The following is a 17746-nucleotide window of genomic DNA, read 5'->3' as shown; positions in this document are numbered from 1 at the left end:
TTTCTGCTACTTGCCTTCGATCGCTGCCTTGGCGTTGGGGTCCGAGTCGTTCAGGAACTTCTCGATCCGCTCCGGCTCCTCGGCCTCGCCAATGGCCGCAGCTGCCCGGCCCAGCGAGTAGAGCGCGCGCAGGAAGCCGCGGTTGGGCCCGTGCTCCCACGGGATGGGCCCCACGCCGCGCCAGCCGTTGCGGCGCAGCGAGTCCAGGCCGCGGTGGTAGCCCACGCGCGAGTAGGCGTAGGAATCGATGGTGCGCCCCTCGGCCCAGGCCTCCTCGGCCAGCACGGCCCACAGCAGCGAGGAGGTGGGGTGCTTTTCCACGAGGTCCAGGGCTTCCTGGCCTGCTTCCAGCTGCTGGTAGACCTCGGTCTCGGCAGGCAGGAGCGTGGGCTCGGGGCCCATCAGGTTCTTGCGGAACTCGTCTGACATTCCTAGAAGGTCTTTCCGGCCGAGCCGAGCTGCTTGGTGGCTTCCACGACGCGGGCTGCGAGGCCGGCTTCTGCGGAGGCGCCCCAGACGCGGGGGTCGTAGGTCTTCTTGTTGCCCACTTCGCCGTCGACCTTCAGGACACCGTCGTAGTTGCGGAACATGTGGTCCGCCACGGGGCGGGTGTAGGCGTACTGGGTGTCGGTGTCGATGTTCATCTTGATGGTGCCGTAAGACACGGCGTCGGCGATTTCCTGGTCCGAGGAGCCGGAGCCGCCGTGGAACACCAAATCGAACGGGCTGTCCTTGCCGATCTTTGCGCCCACCTGGGCCTGGATGTCCTTGAGGATCTCCGGGCGGAGCTTCACCCCGCCGGGCTTGTACACGCCGTGGACGTTGCCGAAGGTCAGCGCGGTGATGTAGCGGCCGTTCTCCCCCGAGCCCAGGGCCTCAACGGTGGCCAGGGCGTCCTCAACGGTGGTGTACAGCTTTTCGTTGATCTCGTTCTCGACGCCGTCCTCTTCGCCGCCCACGGTGCCGATTTCAACCTCGAGGATCATCTTGGCGGCCGCGGTGCGCTCCAGCAGTTCGCGGGCGATGCGCAGGTTCTCCTGCAGGGTTTCGGCGGAGCCGTCCCACATGTGGGAGTTGAACAGCGGGTTCCGGCCGGCCTTGACCTCAGCCTCGGACGCGGCCAGCAGGGGCAGGACGAAACCGTCGAGCTTGTCCTTGGGGCAGTGGTCCGTGTGCAGGGCGATGTTGACGTTGTAGTTCTTGGCCACCTCGCGGGCGAACGCCGCGAAGCCCAGGGACCCGGCCACCATGTCCTTGGTGGAGGCGCCGGACCAGTACGCGGCACCGCCGGTGGAGACCTGGACGATGCCGTCGGACTCAGCCTCCGCGAAACCGCGCAGCGCGGCGTTCAGCGTCTGGGAGGACGTCACGTTCACGGCCGGGAACGCGAAGCCGCCTGCCTTCGCGCGGTCGATCATCTCGGAGTAGATCTCTGGGGTTGCAATGGGCATGCTGACTCCTATGCTGAGTTTTGTCTGTGGGGCTGGTAACCCGTAGACCGCTGTACGGCTAGGCACCATCCTAGTCATTACCGCACTGGGTGTGCTCCTGGTTACGTCCCACCCACAGCCGCACCCTCGCCTCGCAAGCTCGGCCAGGGAACCCTACGGGTGTGGGCCCACCGCCCGCACCCTCGCCTCGCAAGACCGTACCGGCTCCCGGCCGGGCGTGGGCTTACTCGAGATGGCAGTTCACGGCATTGACGGCGCTCGCGTCTGCCGTTAACTGTCATCTCGCGTCCAGCCCCGGCTTTGCAGTGCCCGCCGGACCCTGGGCACGACGGCGGGACGGTCACCTTCGAGATGGTGTTTGCCGATCCTGACCTCCAGCCAGCCGTGGATCTCGGTCCGGTCCTGCCGATCGATATCCCTCGAATGCTGTTCCGTACCGGCATGATGTCCGCCGTCGTACTGCAACGCGATACGCCAGCGCGGATAGGCCGCATCCGGCCACAGGACCGGGACGCCCCGGCTGTCAAACAACACATGGTTCAGGACGGGTTCGGGCAGGCCTGCATCAACGAGCGCGAGGCGCATCCTGGTCTCAGGGACCGAGTCGCTGCCCACGCGGACCAGCTCAACTGCCTCCCGTGCTGTCCGGACACCCCGCATGCCACGGTGCCGCCCGATAACGTCCCGCAAGTCATCGATACTGCATATAGCTGCCCTGGGCATCGGAAATGCAGGCCCGTGGCAGCAGACCAAATAGTCGCCAACGGCTACCAACTCCTCCACGGTCAGCAAACCAGCAAGGTCCAGCCACGTCCGCGCAGGCGACGTGAGCCGGACGCCGTCGTACTCCAGCACCTCGTCCGGGAAGAATGTCAGCACGTGTCCAACCACGTTGGCGCGGCGCGGGAAGCTGAAGCCCCGCCGCCGGGCAAGGTGGATCCGCCAGTCACCGCTGTGCGTGGCGGGCAGAGGTGCACCCCAGACGCGGGCGGCCGACAAAGACGTAAGGATGGAGGTGTCGTCCAGGTCCGTATAGGCACGCAAAGCTGCTGATCCCGTGGCGCCCGATTGCACCGGCACCCGGACACCCCGTGAAACCGTCACCAGGTCCTTTGCCGCCGTGCGGGTACGTGTGACTCCGGCCTTGTCCGAGGCCCGAAGGGAAAATGAACCTTTGTTCAAATGGTCGGGGAGGATGGCCCTGCGCATCCCTCATTCTGGCTCGTTCACGGAGCCCGATAGGGGTTATCCACAGCCTGGGTGCCCTTCTCCCGCGCGAGATGGCACTTAACGGCAGTTCCGGCCGCTTGGACTGCCGTTATGTGCCATCTCGCGGGAAGGGGCAGTACTAGGTGAGCTGGTTGAAGACGTGCCGCCGCACCCAGGCGTGCATGGCGATCGCCGCGGCGGACGCTGCATTGATGGACCGGGTGGAGCCGAACTGCTCGATGGACAGGGTGGCGACGGCCGCCTCATGGACCTCCGGCGTGAGCCCGGGACCTTCCTGGCCGAACACCAGCACACAGTCCTTCGGCAGCTCGTACGTCTCCAGCGGGACGGAGTCCGGGAAGATGTCGATCCCGATGATGGCCAGCCCTTCCCCCTGCGCCCACTCGACAAAGTCGGCAACGGTGGGGTGGTGCCGGACGTGCTGGTAGCGGTCGGTGACCATGGCCCCGCGGCGGTTCCACCGCCGTCGGCCGATGATGTGGACCTCCTTGGCGAGGAACGCGTTGGCGGTGCGCACCACCGTGCCGATGTTGAGGTCGTGCTGCCAGTTTTCGATGGCGACGTGGAAGTTGTGGCGCCGGGAGTCCAGCTCCGCCACGATAGCCTCGTGCTTCCAGTACCGGTACTTGTCCAGGACGTTGCGCCGGTCGCCGTCGGCCAGGAGGTCGGGATCCCAGTGATCGCCTTCCGGCAGTTCGCCTTCCCAGGGCCCGACGCCGACCTCCGCCTTGGGCGCGGAGTCCTCCCCTGGCGCTGCCTCGCCGGACGGCGGATCGGACGGCGGCGGAGTCTGGGGCTGGTCAATCACGCTTCAACTTTAGCCGCGGGTCAGCCGTCCAGTTTCCAGCGGTTGGCACGGTAGGAGTTGGAGATCTGTTCCAGCAGGTCCGGGTGTTCGTTCCAGTACGTCTCATGGCCGCTGACGCCCACCATCTGCGGAGTTCCCCACGGGGTGACGCTGAACAGGTTCACGGCCCGGATGGTTTCGCCGCGGGCGTTGGTGCAGGTGAAGCCGATAACGACGGCGGCCGTCCGGCGGAATTCGCGGGTCTCGGGGGTGGTGGTTTCGAAGTTGCCCGTGCATTTGTGGCCCACCAGGTGCTGCGGCAGGTCGGCTGCGGGCATGGCAGCGAACTTCGCCTGGATCTCCGCTATGGCCGCCTGCACCTTCCCGGGTTCCTTGCCGTATTTGCCTTCCTCGGCTTCAGCGAAGAACGCGTAGGCCAAGGCGATGCCGTCGCCGTCGCGCTCCTCCGTGCCCTGGGCTTTCTGCTGCATGGGCGTACCGGTGGTGGGATCCGTGGTGATCCCGAAGGTGTCATCGCCGGTCCAGGATTTGAGGTACTGGAAGGAGGACTCTCCTGTGACAAAGCGGCTGAACAGGGGGTCGCCCTCGGCGGGGATGTTGGCCGGCCCCTGCAGGTCCGCCCAGCCGGGGGGAAGGGGAACGGCCCCGGCCGGCACATCGTCCGCGGCCTGGCCGGATGGTGCAGCCGAGACTTCACCCGCTGCGCTTTCCTCCGGAGCCGGCGACGACGCCTCCGCGGAGGGGGAATCTGCGGCCCGCGGCGCGGTGAACACCGGAACTACCCACACAAAAACGGCGACGAGCGCGGCTATAACGGCTGCCGCAACTGCCCCCAGGACGATGAACAGCGTCTTGTTGTTGCGGGGCGGCTCGTGCTGCGGCTGCTGCGGGGCACCAGGTTGCGGGTACTGCTGCCCGGGGTACTGCGGGCCAGAATACTGCTGGTTGGGGTGCTGGCCGGGAAGCGGCGGCGGCGCGTAGGCCCCGGCGGCATCCCTGGGCGGTGGCGGGGCACTGTAGTTGCTGTTGCTCATGGCGGTCCCTTTCAGGTGCTGGTGGCAGCCTGCGGTTCCCGCACGGTGCCAGGTGGTCTCTGTTCGAAGGGACGTGCTGGCGCGTTCCGGCGCAACAAACACTGCGGACATCCCCGGATCCGCAGCCGCTGGCACCTTGGTGCCAGCTAAGAGCTTAGTGGACCGGGCAGACAGGCCGGCCGCCGCGGCCCTTCCCCGCCAGGGGTCCGGGTTGTTCGGGCAGAAGGATGAAAGACTGGGATCCGCAACCGGCAGATGAACCTGGAGGAGAAAAACATGGCAGAAGCGGACACGGTCAGAGGAAACCCGGCGGTCTACCGCAGCGGCCAGGACATCGAGTGCTGGCTGACGGACATGGACGGCGTGCTGGTCCACGAGAACCAGGCGGTGCCCGGGGCCGCAGAGCTCATCCAGCGGTGGGTAGACACGTCCAAGCGGTTCCTGGTGCTTACCAACAACTCCATCTTCACGCCGCGTGACCTTGCCGCCCGGCTCCGCGCTTCCGGACTGGAAGTACCTGAGGAGAACATCTGGACCTCCGCCCTGGCCACCGCCCAGTTCCTGAAGGACCAGGTGCAGGGTTCAGGATCGGGCAACCGCGCCTACACCATTGGCGAGGCAGGACTGACGACGGCGCTGCATGAGGCAGGCTTCATCCTCACCGACCAGGACCCGGACTTCGTGGTGCTCGGCGAAACGCGCACGTATTCCTTCGAGGCCATCACCACCGCCATCCGCCTCATCCTGGCCGGCGCCCGCTTCATTGCCACCAACCCGGATGCCACCGGCCCGTCGAAGGACGGCCCCCTGCCCGCCACCGGTGCCATCGCCGCACTGATCACCAAGGCCACGGACCGGGAGCCCTATGTGGTGGGCAAGCCCAACCCCATGATGTTCCGGTCCGCCATGAACCAGATTGACGCGCATTCCGAGACCACTGCCATGATCGGTGACCGGATGGACACGGACATCATCGCCGGCATGGAGGCCGGGCTGCATACGGTCCTGGTCCTGACCGGCATCACCCGGCGCGAGGACATCGGTGCCTACCCGTTCCGGCCCAACCAGGTCCTGAATTCCGTGGCGGACCTGAAGAACCAGATCTAGAACACGGTCACCCTGGACCCGCCTCGGGGCAGCGGGAAGAACCCGTCCAGGAGCTCGTCGAGGATGGGCCGGTAGATGTTGGGGTTCCAGCCCGGGCTCGCATGCGCCGGGGCGGCACCTGTGGTCTGCAGGTCTGTCGACACCATGTTGTCCTTGAATGCCACGGCCCAGGCTTCGGCTGCCGTCTGGTAGCGGACGGTCCGGTCCCGGGGATTGCCGACGTAGGCCATCTTGGCGGTGCCGATCTTGCCCGCGAGCCGGGCACCCTCAAAGTGGTAGATGTACGCAGACTCCGTCTGGACGAGCACGCTGGACGGCGCGATCGGGGACAGCTGTTCCATCGTCTGGTCCAGGATCTGGCGCCAGCTGCGTTCATCCTTGTGGATGACCCGTTCGCCCAGCTCGTAGCCGCCACGGAGGGTGGACGGGAACCGGAATCCGCGCTCGTAAAGGAACACCACGCCGTCGAACCAGCTTTGGTCCAGGACATCGTGCTTGCTGTAGGGGCTGGAGTCGAGCACGATGAACTCCACCTCCACGCCGTGGATCTCCAGCAGCCGGGCGGCTACCTGGGTTGCGACCATCCCACCGAAACTGTGCCCGTAGAAGAACAGCTTGGTGATTTTCTGGGCCCGGACGTGCTCGATGAGGGCGATCACGATGCTGTCGATGTCCAGCCCCTGGTTGGAGTAGCCGACGGCGGCAAGCCTCGCCCGCTTATTCAGGGACCCGCGCAGTGAGTTGAGGATCCATTGCGCCTCTTCCCAGCTGGTCTTGTATCCGGGGAACAGGAACCAGCTGGCGTCCGGGTAGTAGAGGTCCGCGAAACCGTCCGAAACGGTAAGGATCCTGTCGGTCCGGCGCTGCGACTGGACCTGCCGGGTGAGCAGCATGTCCGCGGCCAGCAGCCCGGAGGCGCCGGCTCCGGTGAGGAAACCGCGCCGCGAGAACTGTTTCAGGGCAGCAGCTTCCGCCAGCAACCGGGCAGCGGAACTCCCGCGCCGGTCCTGCGGATTTACCTCCCCCTCATACGGCACGCCTCTACCGTAGGCACAACCGAAGACACCGCCGCAAGAAGCGGGGTGTAACCATTCAGTGACGCCGCGTCAGCTGGCTGCCTGGCCTTCCGCTGCCGGGAATGGTGTTTCGGATTCCTGCCGGCGCCTCGAAAGTTCCTGGCCTATGTCGTTGTAGCGGCCCAGCAAATCGGGGCCGGCGAAGGCTTTGGGATTGTCCAGCATGGCGAACAGGGAGTCGCTGGCCGCGAGGAGTTCCTCGTCCGTGTACTCCGCCAGCGGCCGGCCGAACAGCTCTTCCAACGGTTCAGCCGGCGCGGCGGGGAGCGCATCGTGCCCGGCCCCCGGGAGGGCAACGTCGTCCTCAACGATGACGAGGGGCTGCACACGGGTGTCGCTCGTGTCTAGGGGGGACGTCCAGCTGTCAGTGGCGGGGGTGAGGTGAAGGGACACGCCGGCACCGTGCAGGGCCGGCAGCGCGCTTGAGTCCATGGCGTTGAGGTCCGCCCGCAGCCCGGCAAGGGCAGAGGACTCCACCAGCACGGCGTTGGAGAGGTCCACCCTGACGTGGGAACGGATACCCATGCGCCTGACCCGGCGGATGATATGCATAAGGTCGGGGCGCGATTCGTGGTTCAGGCTCCCCCGGACGTCGATCCAGACGGTATCGGCGGGGACATCGAGGTTAACGATGGCATTCAGTGCGCGGTCCATAGGTACTCCAAAAAAGGGTGTCTATGGCCGACGGCTCAACCTCGGTAAGCGTATCCTCCAGCGGGAGCGGGCACAACCCGTCCGTCAGGCCGTCTGGCCCGAATGCCTATGGCCCGGTTCCTGGTAGTGAGTACGCGTGCCCGTGCCGCCCACGGAATCCACCAGCGATTTGGCGATGTCCCGCAGCTTGGTGTTGCTGTTGCTGGACGCCTCGGTGAGGATGTTCACCGCGGACTCCTGGCTGCACCGGTTCTGGGCCATCACGATGCCCACGGCAATATCGATGGTGGTCCGGGATTCGAGGGTTGCGCGCAGGTTCGCGGCACTGTCCGTGTGCAGCGAGAACCGCACCGCCAGCCGCAGTGCCTGCGAAATTTCCCGGGTGTAGCCACGGGCCCTCGCGGTGGCACGATCGTCGAATTTGCGCGGGACGTCCGAGTACAGGTTCAGTGCCGCTTTGGCTTCGCCCTGGAGGTTGAAGGGCAGGGAAAGCACCGACCGGAGGCCGTGCGAGGCCACCGCCTTCGCATAATCGGGGCCCCAGCGGTTTTCCTCGAAAAGGTCCGGAACGTGGACTTCTCGTTCCTCCTTGGCCGCCGTCAGGCACGGTCCTTGGGACAGGGAGTACTGGATCTCGTCCACTTCCCGGGCGGAGTCGCTGCTCCAGCCGATGGTCGCGGCTTTGCGGTCGCGGAGCAGCGTGATGCCGCAGAGTGCATCTTCTCCGTCACCTGCCATCTGGTGTGCCGAGAAGCGCGCCAGCTCGTTGAGGAAGTCCTCGAAATCGGCGCTGTCCAGGATGAGGTTCTGGACCTGGTCCGTGGTGCTCAGAGGTTTTTCGGGGGTGAGCATGGGCAGGTTCTCCAACGGGTACTAAAGGGGGTTAACGCAAATAATAGGCCACCCTCAAGTTCGGATCCAATAAAGTCCGGCCCTTGGCCCCCGCAACCGGACCGGCAAGGATCCGGCTGCGGCGGAGAAATAAGACTACGAAAGGCCCAGTTCATCCTTGCCAAAGGCGAACAGGTAGGGCACACCGGTTTCAGCTTCGATCTTTTCCTTGGCTCCCGTATCGCGATCCACGATCACGGCGACAGCCACCACATTGCCGCCGGCTTTGCGGACGCCTTCCACGGCGGTGAGGGCGGAGCCTCCGGTAGTGGAGGTATCCTCCAGGACCAGCACCTTGCGGCCCTCCACGGAGGGGCCTTCCACCTGGCGCCCCATGCCGTAGGACTTCTGGGCCTTCCGGACTACGAAGGCGTCAACGGTACGCCCGGCATCAGCGGCGGCGTGCATGACGGCAGTTCCAACGGGATCCGCGCCCATGGTGAGGCCTCCGGCGCACTCAAAGTCGATCCCGGCCTGGTCCGCGAGCGCGAGCATTACCTGTCCCACCAGCTTGGATGCTTCGTGGTGCAGCGTGATCCTGCGGAGGTCGATGTAGTAGTCCGCCTCTGCTCCGCTGGAGAGGATCACCTTGCCGCGGACCACGGCGAGTTCCTTGATCAGTTCGAGCAGGCGGGCGCGGGCGGCTGCAAAGTCTACTGCAGTCTCACTGTGGGAAGTCATGCGTTCCAGTTTAGTGGCGGCCGGACAGTGTGGATGCTTGAGCGCCGTTGACACGGCTGGCTAGTGTGGACCTCATGCGCGAACTCCAGGCCACCATCATCGAAGAAATGGGCGTGCAGCCCCGGATCGATCCCGCAGGGGAGGTGCGCAAACGTGTCGGATTCCTCAAGGACTATCTCAAGGCCACACAGACCAAGGGCTTTGTCCTGGGCATTTCCGGCGGATTGGATTCGTCCCTTGCCGGAAAGCTTGCCCAGCTGGCGGTCGAGGAGCTTGAAGCCGAGGGCGTTGAGGCCAACTTCGTTGCTGTCCGCTTGCCGTACGGGGTGCAGCATGACGAGGAGGACGCCCAGGCCGCGCTCGACTTCATCCAGCCCAAGACCGAGTGGACGTTCAACATCTCCGCCGCCGTGGACGGTTTCGAGGATGAGTTCGAGAAGACCGTGGGAAGCGAAATTTCGGACTTTCATAAGGGCAACACCAAGGCCCGCACCCGGATGATTGCCCAGTATGCCCTTGCCGGCGAGCATAACTACCTGGTGATCGGCACGGACCATGGAGCGGAATCCGTCACCGGCTTCTTCACCAAGTACGGCGACGGCGGCGCGGACATCCTTCCGCTGTTCGGCCTCAACAAGCGGCAGAACCGGGCACTGCTGGCAGAACTGGGTGCCCCTGCACGCGTCTGGGAAAAGGTGCCCACCGCGGACCTGCTCGATGACCGGCCCGGCCGGACGGACGAAGACGAACTCGGGCTGACGTACGACCAGATCGACGACTACCTGGAGGGCCGCGAGGTTCCGGATGACGTTGCCGAACTGATCGAACAGAAGTACCTGCGCACCCGGCACAAGCGCACCGTTCCCGTCAGCATTTTCGACACCTGGTGGAAGCACGAGGGCCCGGAGGAGCCGCGCGCCGGGCTGTAGGAATCCAGCTGGAAGGTCGCTGAAATTCCCCACCTTTTGGGGACGAACGACGGCGCGCCGCACCGAAAAGGTGGGCGCGCCGTCGTCGTTCCCTGGCAAACGCGGGGAGATTCAGCGGGGCCGCGGTCCCCTTTCCTTCCCCGCCCAGCTGCTGGGTAACCCGGTGGGCCTCCGCCATCAGCAGGCCGCCCAGGCCGCAATGCAGCTCACCGGCACCGCAGGCGACATGCAGCTTGCCAGCCCCGCCGGGCCGCCGTCCAGAACATGGGCGGCGTGGGCGTCGCCGACTACGTCAGCATCCTCGTAGCCGTGTAAGGACGCATTCCCGGACGGGCGCCGCCGTCATGGGCCACTTTGGAGCCGCTGTCTTCATCGAAGGGTCAATTCGACGGCGTGTCCGCGCCAATGTGCCCCGGGACGGTCAGGACGGGAGCCCTGCAGCGCTCAGCTACCGGCTGCGGATCAGCGCCGCGATCTCGCCAAAACTGAGCCGCTCGGCGTTCTGAAGGGCGGTCCGCCCTTCGGGATCGCGGATGTCCGGGTCCGCCCCCGCTTCAAGGAGAAGGCGCACCACCTCCTGCTGCCGCGGGCCGCCGTCGTTCAGGAGGATGGCCTCCTGCAGGGCGGTCCAGCCGAGGTTGTTGACGTGGTTGACCGGAACTCCCGCGGCGATCAGGATGCGGACTGTTTCCACGTGGCCGTGTTCGCTGGCTGGAATCAGGGCAGTGCCGCCGTAGCGGTTGATGCTGGCCACGTCCGCACCCGCAGCCAGCGTCAGCTGCAGCACCTCGTTGAATCCTTCAGCGCCGGCATAGAGGAACGCGGAATCCTGGATTGAATCCTTCGCATTGACGTTACCGCCACGGCTGATCAGTTCCTTCACAAGAGGCGCGTTGTTGGCCTTCGCGGCGGCAATCAGCTCCTGGTCCAGCTGCGCCTGTTCTTCTGCGGACAGGGCCGGCGGGGACACTGTGGCGGGCACCGGCGCTGATGGCGTGGGGTCCGGGACGGGTGTCCGGCTGGGAGGGGCCTGGCTGGTGGATGCCGTGTTCGGTGCACCTGCCGTGGACGGCACATCCTGCGGACCGCCCTGCGGTGCCTGGCACGCTGCGAGGAACACCGCAAACCCGCAGGCGACCACCACAGCCGGACCCCTCAAGCTCCTCATACGGGAAGCCTACTTGGCAGTCCCGGCGCCGGGGATCGCGTTCGCTCCGGCCATGGCACAGGCTTCGTCGAGGGCGCCGTCGGGAGCCCCGCCAACGCCGATGCCGGCCACGGACACGCCGTTGACCTTCAGCGGAACACCGCCGGCCAGGAAGAGCGTGCCCGGAAGGTCGGCGATCGAGGGGCCGGTTCCGTTGATCCGCTTGGCGAGTTCGCTGGTGGGGGTACCGAATGCGGCAGCCGTGTACGCCTTCTGCTTGGCGGCCTCGATGGTGTGTTCTGCTGCGTTGTCACCCCGGAGCAGGGCCTGGACAGTGCCGAACCGGTCCACCAGGGCCACCGTGACAAAGGGAAGCTTGTCCGCCTGGCACTTTGCCAGAGCGGCGCTGACAGCAGTAGCCGAGGCCCCCACGCTGATGCGGTTCTGCTGGACCACCGTCTCCGGCGCGGGCGCGATGTCCACGGCAGGGACAGCCACGGGCGCAGAGCCGGTTCCGGCATTGGCGGCCGCAGTGGCCCCGGCGGTGAGGACGAGTGCGCCGGCGGCTGCTGCGGCAAATGCTTTGTGGGACTTCTTCATGGTGTCTCCTCGGATCGGCAAACTTTCAGGGCGGATACGGATCAATCCTTCCGGCCGTACCGGCGCCTGCCATCGGGCCTTCGTCTGGACACTGCTCCAACCAAAGGCCAGGCGTATCAGCCAAATGGCTGAGAGCCCTGCAACGGCGGGGGCAATAGCATGGAAGGGAGCGTTCCCCACCACAGAACGGGACATCCCATGCCCACCCGAGTTCACGGCGCTGCGCCGGCCGCTGCTGCCGCGTCTGCAGACCCGGTCCCCCGGAACCCAGGCCGCCCCGGGCTGGGCAGCATCGACACCGCGGTGCATCTCGGTTTCGCGGTGCTCCTGGTGGCATCCGTGGTCCGTTACGTCATGCGGCACAGCCCCGCAGACAATCTCCTGATCCTGGGCCTGGCTGCGGCAGCCTCCCTGTTGTACGCGGCCGTGGCCGTGCTCGCCGGCCGCGGCAGGCCCGGGATGGCGTGGATGTTCGCCCTGGTGGCCGTCTGGGCGGTCCTGGTGATCGCGGCGCCGAGCTTTGCCTGGTGCTCGTTCGCACTCTTTTTCCTTTGCCGCAGCGCGCTGGCCGGGACCGCCGCGTACGTCGCGGCGGGAACCACGGCGGCCGCCACTGCCGCCGGGCTGTTCAAAATGAGCAACGGCACCGACCTTGCCATGCTTCTGGGGCCGCTGGCCGTTGGCCTCATGCTGACCCTGGTGTATGACCGCATCCAGCACGACGCCGAGGCACAGCGCCGCCTGCACGCGGAGGTTTCGCGCGCCCAGGGGCAGCTGGCCGCCAGCGAGCGCCGGGCCGGCACCATCGCCGAACGCGAACGGGTTTCCCGGGAAATCCACGACACCGTCACGCAGGGACTGGCGAGCAGCCTGCTCCTGCTTGAGGCTGCGGGACGGGCCTGGCCAAGCGCCGCCGCCCAGGCTGACCTCCGGCAGGCCACCACATTGTTGCGGGGGAACCTGTCCGAAACCCGGAGTCTGGTCCACGAGCTTGCCTCCCCCGGCCTGGACTCCTCGCCCCTGCCGGAGGCGCTTCTCCTCGCCGCCAGGCAGTATGTTCCGGACGTCCGGCTCCTGGTCACTGGCGAACCGCGGCCCGTTTCCGCCGACGTCCGCCACGCGCTGCTGCGGGTGGTCCAGAGCGCGGCCTCCAATGTCAGGCTGCACGCCTCCGCCGGTGCCGCCACCGTGACCCTCGGCTTCCTCCCCGAGGCCGTCACGCTGGACATTTACGACGACGGCGCCGGCTTTGATCCGGCGGCGGCAGCACCGCCGTCGGACGCCGGAGGCTACGGACTGCGGGCGATGCGGCAGCGGGTGGAGCAACTGGGCGGCGTCTTCTCGGTGGAAAGCGCCCCGGGCGAAGGCACCATCGTGGCGGCCCAGCTCCCCGCACCGGCCGCCCGGCAGGATACGGAGGACAGCGCATGAACGCCATCACTGTACTGCTGGTGGATGACCACCTGGTGGTGCGCACCGGCCTCCGTGCCCTGCTGGGGACCCAGCCGGATATCGACGTGGTGGCGGAGGCCTCCTCCGGCGAGGAAGCCCTCGAACGGGTCCAGGAGCATTCGTCCGCCGTTGTGGTCATGGACCTGGCCATGGGCCCGGGAATGGACGGCATCGAGGCGATCCGCCGCATCCGGGAACGCAACAGCCGGCAGGCGATCCTGGTCTTCACCACCTACGACTCGGATGCGGACATTGTGCGGGCAGTGGATGCCGGGGCCATGGGGTACCTGCTGAAGGATGCCGCTCCGGAAGAAATCTTCGCAGCCATCCGCGGCGCCGTCCAGGGCAAAAGCGTGATGAGTCCGCCGGTGGCGTCCCGGCTGTTCCAGCAGTTGCGCAACCCGGACGAGATCCTGACGCCCCGGGAAGCCGAACTGCTCAGCCTCCTCACCGAAGGCCTCAGCAACCGCGAACTGGGCCAGCGCCTTTTCATCTCCGAAGCCACCGTCAAAACCCATCTCGCGCACATCTACGCCAAGCTCGGAGTGGAAACCAGGGCGGCCGCAATTGCGACGGCAATACGCCGCGAAGGCATGCGCTGACCAGGTGAAACCGTGTTTACCCTTGCAAGCAGGCCGCCAGCCCCGTACGTTGGGGACAGCGGGGGACGTTCTCCGCACACTCCGGGGTGAAAACCCGGAGAGAGAATCAGAGTCACATGAAGGAATGCAGCCATGGCAACAGGCACAGTTAAATGGTTCAACGCCGAAAAGGGTTTTGGCTTCATTGCCCCCGATGACGGGTCCGCTGACGTTTTCGCCCACTACTCGGCAATCGCCAGCAGCGGCTACCGCTCACTGGACGAAAACCAGAAGGTCGAATTCGATGTGACCCAGGGCCCCAAGGGCCCGCAGGCAGAGAACATCCGCCCGCTCTAAGACTTGGAAACTCCGGCGGCTGCCGGAGCCAACCATCCAGCGGCTTCTCCAGCACATGTTGGAGGGGCCGCTGTTTTGCGTCCCGGGGTTTCGCTGCCGCCCACGCTGGACGCCTTTTTGGGATAATTGAGGCATGACCGGACAAGGCCAGGACAAGGATCCATGGGAAGAGTTCGATTCCCTTGGGCCCGCCGCGCCGGACCGGGTTCCCGGGCACCCGGGCGGTGAACCCCAGGGTTTTGGCTTCCGCACGGGCGTACGCAGCGCCCGGGTTGCCGTCGGTTTCGCCACCTACACCCTTGCACTGGGCACAGTCCTGGCGTTGACCGGCTGCATTGTCTTCATCTCCGAGGAACAGTGGCTGCTGGTGGGCCTGATGCTCCTGATCGAAGCGGTTTTCATCCTGGCGTTCAGCCGGCTGGTGGCCCAGGCCCGGAACCGCCGGCCCCGGAGGGGTACGCCGCGGAACCGCCCGGCCGGCTGACATTCCCCGGCTGACAGGGCCCGCCGCCCCTCTCCGCTGGCACCCCTTGACCTTGACGCTGCGTCAACCCGTACGCTCGGATCATGGAAGAAACCGGGACCGGAACAGGAAAAGACTGGTCCATCCAGGACGTGGCCAGGATGGCCGGCACCACCAGCCGGACCCTCCGCCACTACCACGACATCGGGTTGCTGAAGCCGAGCCGGGTGGGCAGCAACGGCTACCGCTACTACGACGGCAGTGCCCTGGTGCAGTTGCAGCGGATCCTGCTCCTCCGTGAGCTGGGCCTGGGGCTGCCCGCCATCGCGGAGGTCTTCCACCAGCAGGCGGATGCCGTGAAGGCGCTGACCCGCCACCTGGAATGGTTGCGGCAGGAGCAGGACAGGCTGTCCCGGCAAATCCTGTCCGTCCGGCAAACAATCGAAACAGCAGAAGGAGGAGGCGAACTCATGGCCGAAAAAATGTTCGACGGCTTCGACCACACGCAGTACAAGGACGAGGTGGAGGAACGCTGGGGCAAGGAAGCCTATGCGAAGAGTGATTCCTGGTGGCGGGGAATGGGCGAGGCAGAGAAGCGCGAGTGGAAGGCCCGCTCCGAACAGCTGGGGAAGGACTGGCTGGCCGCCGCCGGTTCGGGCGCAGCCCCGGAGAGCCCCGAAGCCCAGGACCTCGCCCGGCGCCACGTTGCGTGGTTGGAATCCATCCCCGGCACTCCTGCCGCGGAGAACGGCGGGGACACCAAGGGCTACGTCACCGGACTCGCGGACATGTACGTTGCCGACTCCCGTTTTGCCGCCAATTACGGGGGTGAGGAGGGTGCGGGCTTTGTACGGGATGCCCTGCGCATCTTCGCTGAGAGGAACCTGTAGGAGGCGGGGAGGAACCAGTAGGAGCGGGCTGAAGGCACGGTCCAGGCCGGCGTTTCCCTACCGCGACGGCCTGGCCAGCCGGTTGCCGGCCACTGCGACGGCGCCGGCAAGAGCCGCCGCGACCATGGCCCTGCGCCCGGCAGTCCGCCATCCGCCGCCCCAGCTTCCACGGACGGTTCCCTTCCGAAGTGCTTCCGACGCCTGGTGCAGGTTTCCGGCAGTGACCGGGGCGTGCCGCCGCCGGGAAAGCTGGCTCGTGTCCACTTGGCGGGCAGTGGCGGCTTCGACCGCAGCAGGAGTGACCCTGTGCTGCAGGACGAGCAGCCGTCCGGTCAGTCCTCCCACGACGGTCTCGCGGCGCGGGTGGGTTACCACCTTGACCACGGCCTTCGCCACCCGCTCCGGGGTATACACGGGAGGCATCGCCACCGCCCGGCGGCCGGTGTAGTTTGCTGCATGCTGGTAGAAGGGGGTGTCAATGGTGGCCGGAAGGACGCTGCACACCTTCACCCCGGACACTCCGTCGCGCGCCAGCTCCGAACGCAGGCTGACGCTGAGGGCACGGTTTGCGGCCTTGGAGATGGAATACGCGGCGGAGTAGGGCAACGGAATTTCCCCCACGATCGAGGCGACATTGACCAGGACGCCCGAACCCTGGGCCGCCTGGCGGGCCAGGGCCGCGCGTGCACCGTTGACATAGCCGGAAATATTGACGTCCAGGACGCGCTGAAACTCTTTTGGAGGCACCTCGGACAACCGGCCAAAAGCCCCCACGGCGGCGTTGTTGACCCAAACATCCAGCCGGCCGAATTCCCGGACGGCCCGCGCCGCCAGCTCCTCCACCGCGTCAGGATCAGTGACATCGATGGGAACCGCAATGGCCTTGGCGCCGCGCTTCCTGCACTCCCTGGCCACCGTTTCGAGGGCTTTCGCACCGCGGGCAGCCAGCACCAGCCGCGCACCCTTGCCCGCGAAGCGAAGTGCGGCGGCCCGGCCGATCCCGCTTGAAGCGCCGGTAATAACCACCACAGAATCCTTGACCCGCATCATGCTTCCTTCCCGCACCCCCACCGAAGTGGAGCCAGAAAACTAAGTAGGCTTACCTCTTCGATGCTAGCGAGGCACGGCCTGCGGGACAACGTTCCGCCGGCGGCGGAACGTCGCCGCGAGAACGCAGGCTGTCAGGTGAACGCAGCCTGTCAGGTGAACGCAGAGATGCCGGTGACCGCCCGCCCAACCAGAAGCGAGTTGATCTCGTAGCTGCCTTCGTAGGTGTAGAGGATTTCGGCGTCCCCGAACAGCTTGGCCATTTCGTAGTCGCTGCTGATGCCGTTGCCACCCAGCAGCGAGCGGCCCATCGCCACGGAGGAACGGGCGAGGCGGGTGGTGGTGGCTTTTGCCATGGCGGCCTGCGCCATCTCCAGCGTGCCATCAGCCTGGATCCGTGCCAGCTGCACCATAAGCGAGAGCGATGCCGAGGCGTTGCCCAGGATGTCCGCAAGCTGCTGCTGGACCAGCTGGAATCCCGCCAGTGGCTTGCCGAACTGACGGCGCTCCAGCGCATACTCCCGGGCAACATCGAAGGCCGCCAGCTGGATCCCCGCCGCCTGCCACCCCACCCAGGCACGCGAATCCCGCAGCAGCCCGTTGGCCGAAGCAAAGTCGGCAGCTCCCGGGAGCAGGTTGGCAGCCGGAATCCGGACATCCTCCAGCACGATGTCGGCGTTTTGCATGATGCGCAGCCCGATTTTGTTGGAGATCTTGGTGGCCAAGTAGCCGGGACGGTCGGTCTCCACGATGAAGCCCTTGATGGCCTGGTCTGCCTCGTCCCGGGCCCACACCAGCGCGAAGTCGGCGATGGTTCCGGCACCGATCCAGCGTTTTTCCCCGTTCAGGATCCATTCGGACCCTGCCCGCCGGGCGGAAGCCTCCAGCCCCCTGGAGATGTCCGAGCCGTGGCCGGGCTCCGTCAGGGCGAAGGCCCCCAGCTGGGCGAAGCTCCTGAGGCCGGGCAGCCAGCGGCGCCTCTGCTCGTCGGATCCCAGCTGGCTGACCATGCCGACAATCAGCTCGTTATGGATGCCGGCCAGGGCCGAGAGGGATACATCAGCGCGGGCCAGCTCCACGTACATCAGCCCTTTGAACAGGGCCGAACTGCCGTCCACCTGCAGGGCGCCCAGCCCATGCCTGCCCATGTCCGCCAGCAGGCCGAAGGGAAATTCCTCGCGGTTCCAGTATTCGATGGATGCCTGGCGGACGGACCCCTGGAGGAACTCCCGGATGCGGGCATACCGTTCCCGCTCCGCAGGCGGCAGGAGCTCCACGACGTGCATCAGGTCCGCATCGGGAAACGGCGGCTCGCCGCCGCGTCTTTGGGGCTGCACGGGCTAGGATC

20 protein-coding genes are annotated in these 17746 nt (G+C 66.3%); 7 read left to right on the top strand and 13 right to left on the bottom strand.

Annotation, left to right across the window (positions count from 1 at the left end):
- Positions 1-6 precede the first annotated feature (6 nt).
- From ACZ9BC_RS19185 to ACZ9BC_RS19165, 5 genes are all read right to left on the bottom strand, one after another.
- Positions 7-429 carry a DUF3151 domain-containing protein gene (locus tag ACZ9BC_RS19185; RefSeq protein WP_476247325.1) on the bottom strand — a complete coding sequence of 141 codons (423 nt, stop codon included), beginning with the start codon at positions 427-429 and terminating at the stop codon, positions 7-9.
- Positions 430-431: 2 nt separating this feature from the next.
- The gene (fbaA, locus tag ACZ9BC_RS19180) at positions 432-1451 is read right to left on the bottom strand and encodes a class II fructose-bisphosphate aldolase (RefSeq protein WP_050056496.1); all 1020 of its coding nucleotides are present in this window, start codon (positions 1449-1451) and stop codon (positions 432-434) included.
- Positions 1452-1721: 270 nt separating this feature from the next.
- Positions 1722-2555, bottom strand: coding sequence for an endonuclease domain-containing protein (locus ACZ9BC_RS19175; protein ID WP_476247324.1), 834 nt, complete (start codon positions 2553-2555; stop codon positions 1722-1724).
- Positions 2556-2799: 244 nt separating this feature from the next.
- A complete protein-coding gene (locus tag ACZ9BC_RS19170) occupies positions 2800-3489 on the bottom strand; it encodes a TrmH family RNA methyltransferase (protein ID WP_476247323.1) in 690 nt (229 codons plus the stop codon).
- Positions 3490-3509: 20 nt separating this feature from the next.
- A complete protein-coding gene (locus tag ACZ9BC_RS19165; RefSeq protein WP_476247322.1) occupies positions 3510-4523 on the bottom strand; it encodes a hypothetical protein in 1014 nt (337 codons plus the stop codon).
- Positions 4524-4799: 276 nt separating this feature from the next.
- Here ACZ9BC_RS19165 and ACZ9BC_RS19160 point away from each other — a divergent pair, with 276 nt between their 5' ends.
- Positions 4800-5630: an HAD-IIA family hydrolase gene (locus tag ACZ9BC_RS19160; protein WP_476247321.1), complete on the top strand. Its 831-nt coding sequence runs from the start codon at positions 4800-4802 to the stop codon at positions 5628-5630.
- Here ACZ9BC_RS19160 and ACZ9BC_RS19155 read toward each other — a convergent pair.
- The 4 genes from ACZ9BC_RS19155 to pyrE all read right to left on the bottom strand — a co-directional run bounded on the left by ACZ9BC_RS19155 (position 5627) and on the right by pyrE (position 8932).
- Complete coding sequence (locus tag ACZ9BC_RS19155; RefSeq protein ID WP_476247320.1) at positions 5627-6667, bottom strand: alpha/beta fold hydrolase; 1041 nt, start codon at positions 6665-6667, stop codon at positions 5627-5629. The two genes, ACZ9BC_RS19160 and ACZ9BC_RS19155, sit on opposite strands and share 4 nt — an antisense overlap.
- A 69-nt stretch (positions 6668-6736) precedes the next feature.
- Positions 6737-7360, bottom strand: coding sequence for a hypothetical protein (locus ACZ9BC_RS19150; protein WP_476247319.1), 624 nt, complete (start codon positions 7358-7360; stop codon positions 6737-6739).
- An 84-nt stretch (positions 7361-7444) separates the two neighbouring features.
- Positions 7445-8212 carry a GAF and ANTAR domain-containing protein gene (locus ACZ9BC_RS19145; protein WP_476247318.1) on the bottom strand — a complete coding sequence of 256 codons (768 nt, stop codon included), beginning with the start codon at positions 8210-8212 and terminating at the stop codon, positions 7445-7447.
- A 135-nt stretch (positions 8213-8347) separates the two neighbouring features.
- The gene (gene pyrE, locus ACZ9BC_RS19140; protein WP_476247317.1) at positions 8348-8932 is read right to left on the bottom strand and encodes an orotate phosphoribosyltransferase; all 585 of its coding nucleotides are present in this window, start codon (positions 8930-8932) and stop codon (positions 8348-8350) included.
- Positions 8933-9006: 74 nt separating this feature from the next.
- Between pyrE and nadE the strand changes: the two genes are divergently transcribed.
- Positions 9007-9861, top strand: coding sequence for an ammonia-dependent NAD(+) synthetase (gene nadE, locus ACZ9BC_RS19135; protein WP_079598440.1), 855 nt, complete (start codon positions 9007-9009; stop codon positions 9859-9861).
- 448 nt (positions 9862-10309) lie between these two features.
- On the opposite strand, the gene ACZ9BC_RS19130 is transcribed toward nadE, so the two are convergent.
- Positions 10310-11029, bottom strand: coding sequence for an ankyrin repeat domain-containing protein (locus ACZ9BC_RS19130; RefSeq protein WP_476247316.1), 720 nt, complete (start codon positions 11027-11029; stop codon positions 10310-10312).
- Positions 11030-11038: 9 nt separating this feature from the next.
- Entirely contained in the window at positions 11039-11608 is a 570-nt protein-coding gene (locus tag ACZ9BC_RS19125) for a GlcG/HbpS family heme-binding protein (protein WP_476247315.1), read from the bottom strand.
- A gap of 198 nt (positions 11609-11806) precedes the next feature.
- Between ACZ9BC_RS19125 and ACZ9BC_RS19120 the strand changes: the two genes are divergently transcribed.
- The 5 genes from ACZ9BC_RS19120 to ACZ9BC_RS19100 all read left to right on the top strand — a co-directional run bounded on the left by ACZ9BC_RS19120 (position 11807) and on the right by ACZ9BC_RS19100 (position 15351).
- On the top strand, positions 11807-13039 hold the full coding sequence (locus ACZ9BC_RS19120; protein ID WP_476247314.1) for a sensor histidine kinase: 1233 nt from the start codon (positions 11807-11809) through the stop codon (positions 13037-13039).
- Positions 13036-13662 (top strand): response regulator, encoded by a 627-nt coding sequence (locus tag ACZ9BC_RS19115; RefSeq protein ID WP_476247313.1) that lies wholly within the window; start codon positions 13036-13038, stop codon positions 13660-13662. Before ACZ9BC_RS19120 ends, ACZ9BC_RS19115 begins: the two co-directional genes overlap by 4 nt.
- A 132-nt stretch (positions 13663-13794) precedes the next feature.
- A complete protein-coding gene (locus tag ACZ9BC_RS19110; protein ID WP_013599688.1) occupies positions 13795-13998 on the top strand; it encodes a cold-shock protein in 204 nt (67 codons plus the stop codon).
- Positions 13999-14131: 133 nt separating this feature from the next.
- A complete protein-coding gene (locus tag ACZ9BC_RS19105; protein ID WP_476247312.1) occupies positions 14132-14482 on the top strand; it encodes a hypothetical protein in 351 nt (116 codons plus the stop codon).
- An 83-nt stretch (positions 14483-14565) separates the two neighbouring features.
- Positions 14566-15351, top strand: coding sequence for a MerR family transcriptional regulator (locus ACZ9BC_RS19100; protein WP_476247311.1), 786 nt, complete (start codon positions 14566-14568; stop codon positions 15349-15351).
- 57 nt (positions 15352-15408) lie between these two features.
- On the opposite strand, the gene ACZ9BC_RS19095 is transcribed toward ACZ9BC_RS19100, so the two are convergent.
- Positions 15409-16398 (bottom strand): SDR family oxidoreductase, encoded by a 990-nt coding sequence (locus tag ACZ9BC_RS19095; protein ID WP_476247310.1) that lies wholly within the window; start codon positions 16396-16398, stop codon positions 15409-15411.
- A 152-nt stretch (positions 16399-16550) separates the two neighbouring features.
- Positions 16551-17684, bottom strand: a complete 1134-nt coding sequence (locus tag ACZ9BC_RS19090; protein WP_476247453.1) for an acyl-CoA dehydrogenase family protein — start codon at positions 17682-17684, stop codon at positions 16551-16553.
- Positions 17685-17746: the final 62 nt, after the last annotated feature.

The sequence above is a fragment of the Pseudarthrobacter sp. TE3704 genome (genome assembly GCF_056279405.1).
The sequence above is the reverse complement of the archived record's forward strand: the minus strand, read 5'-3'. Positions and strand labels throughout refer to the sequence as shown.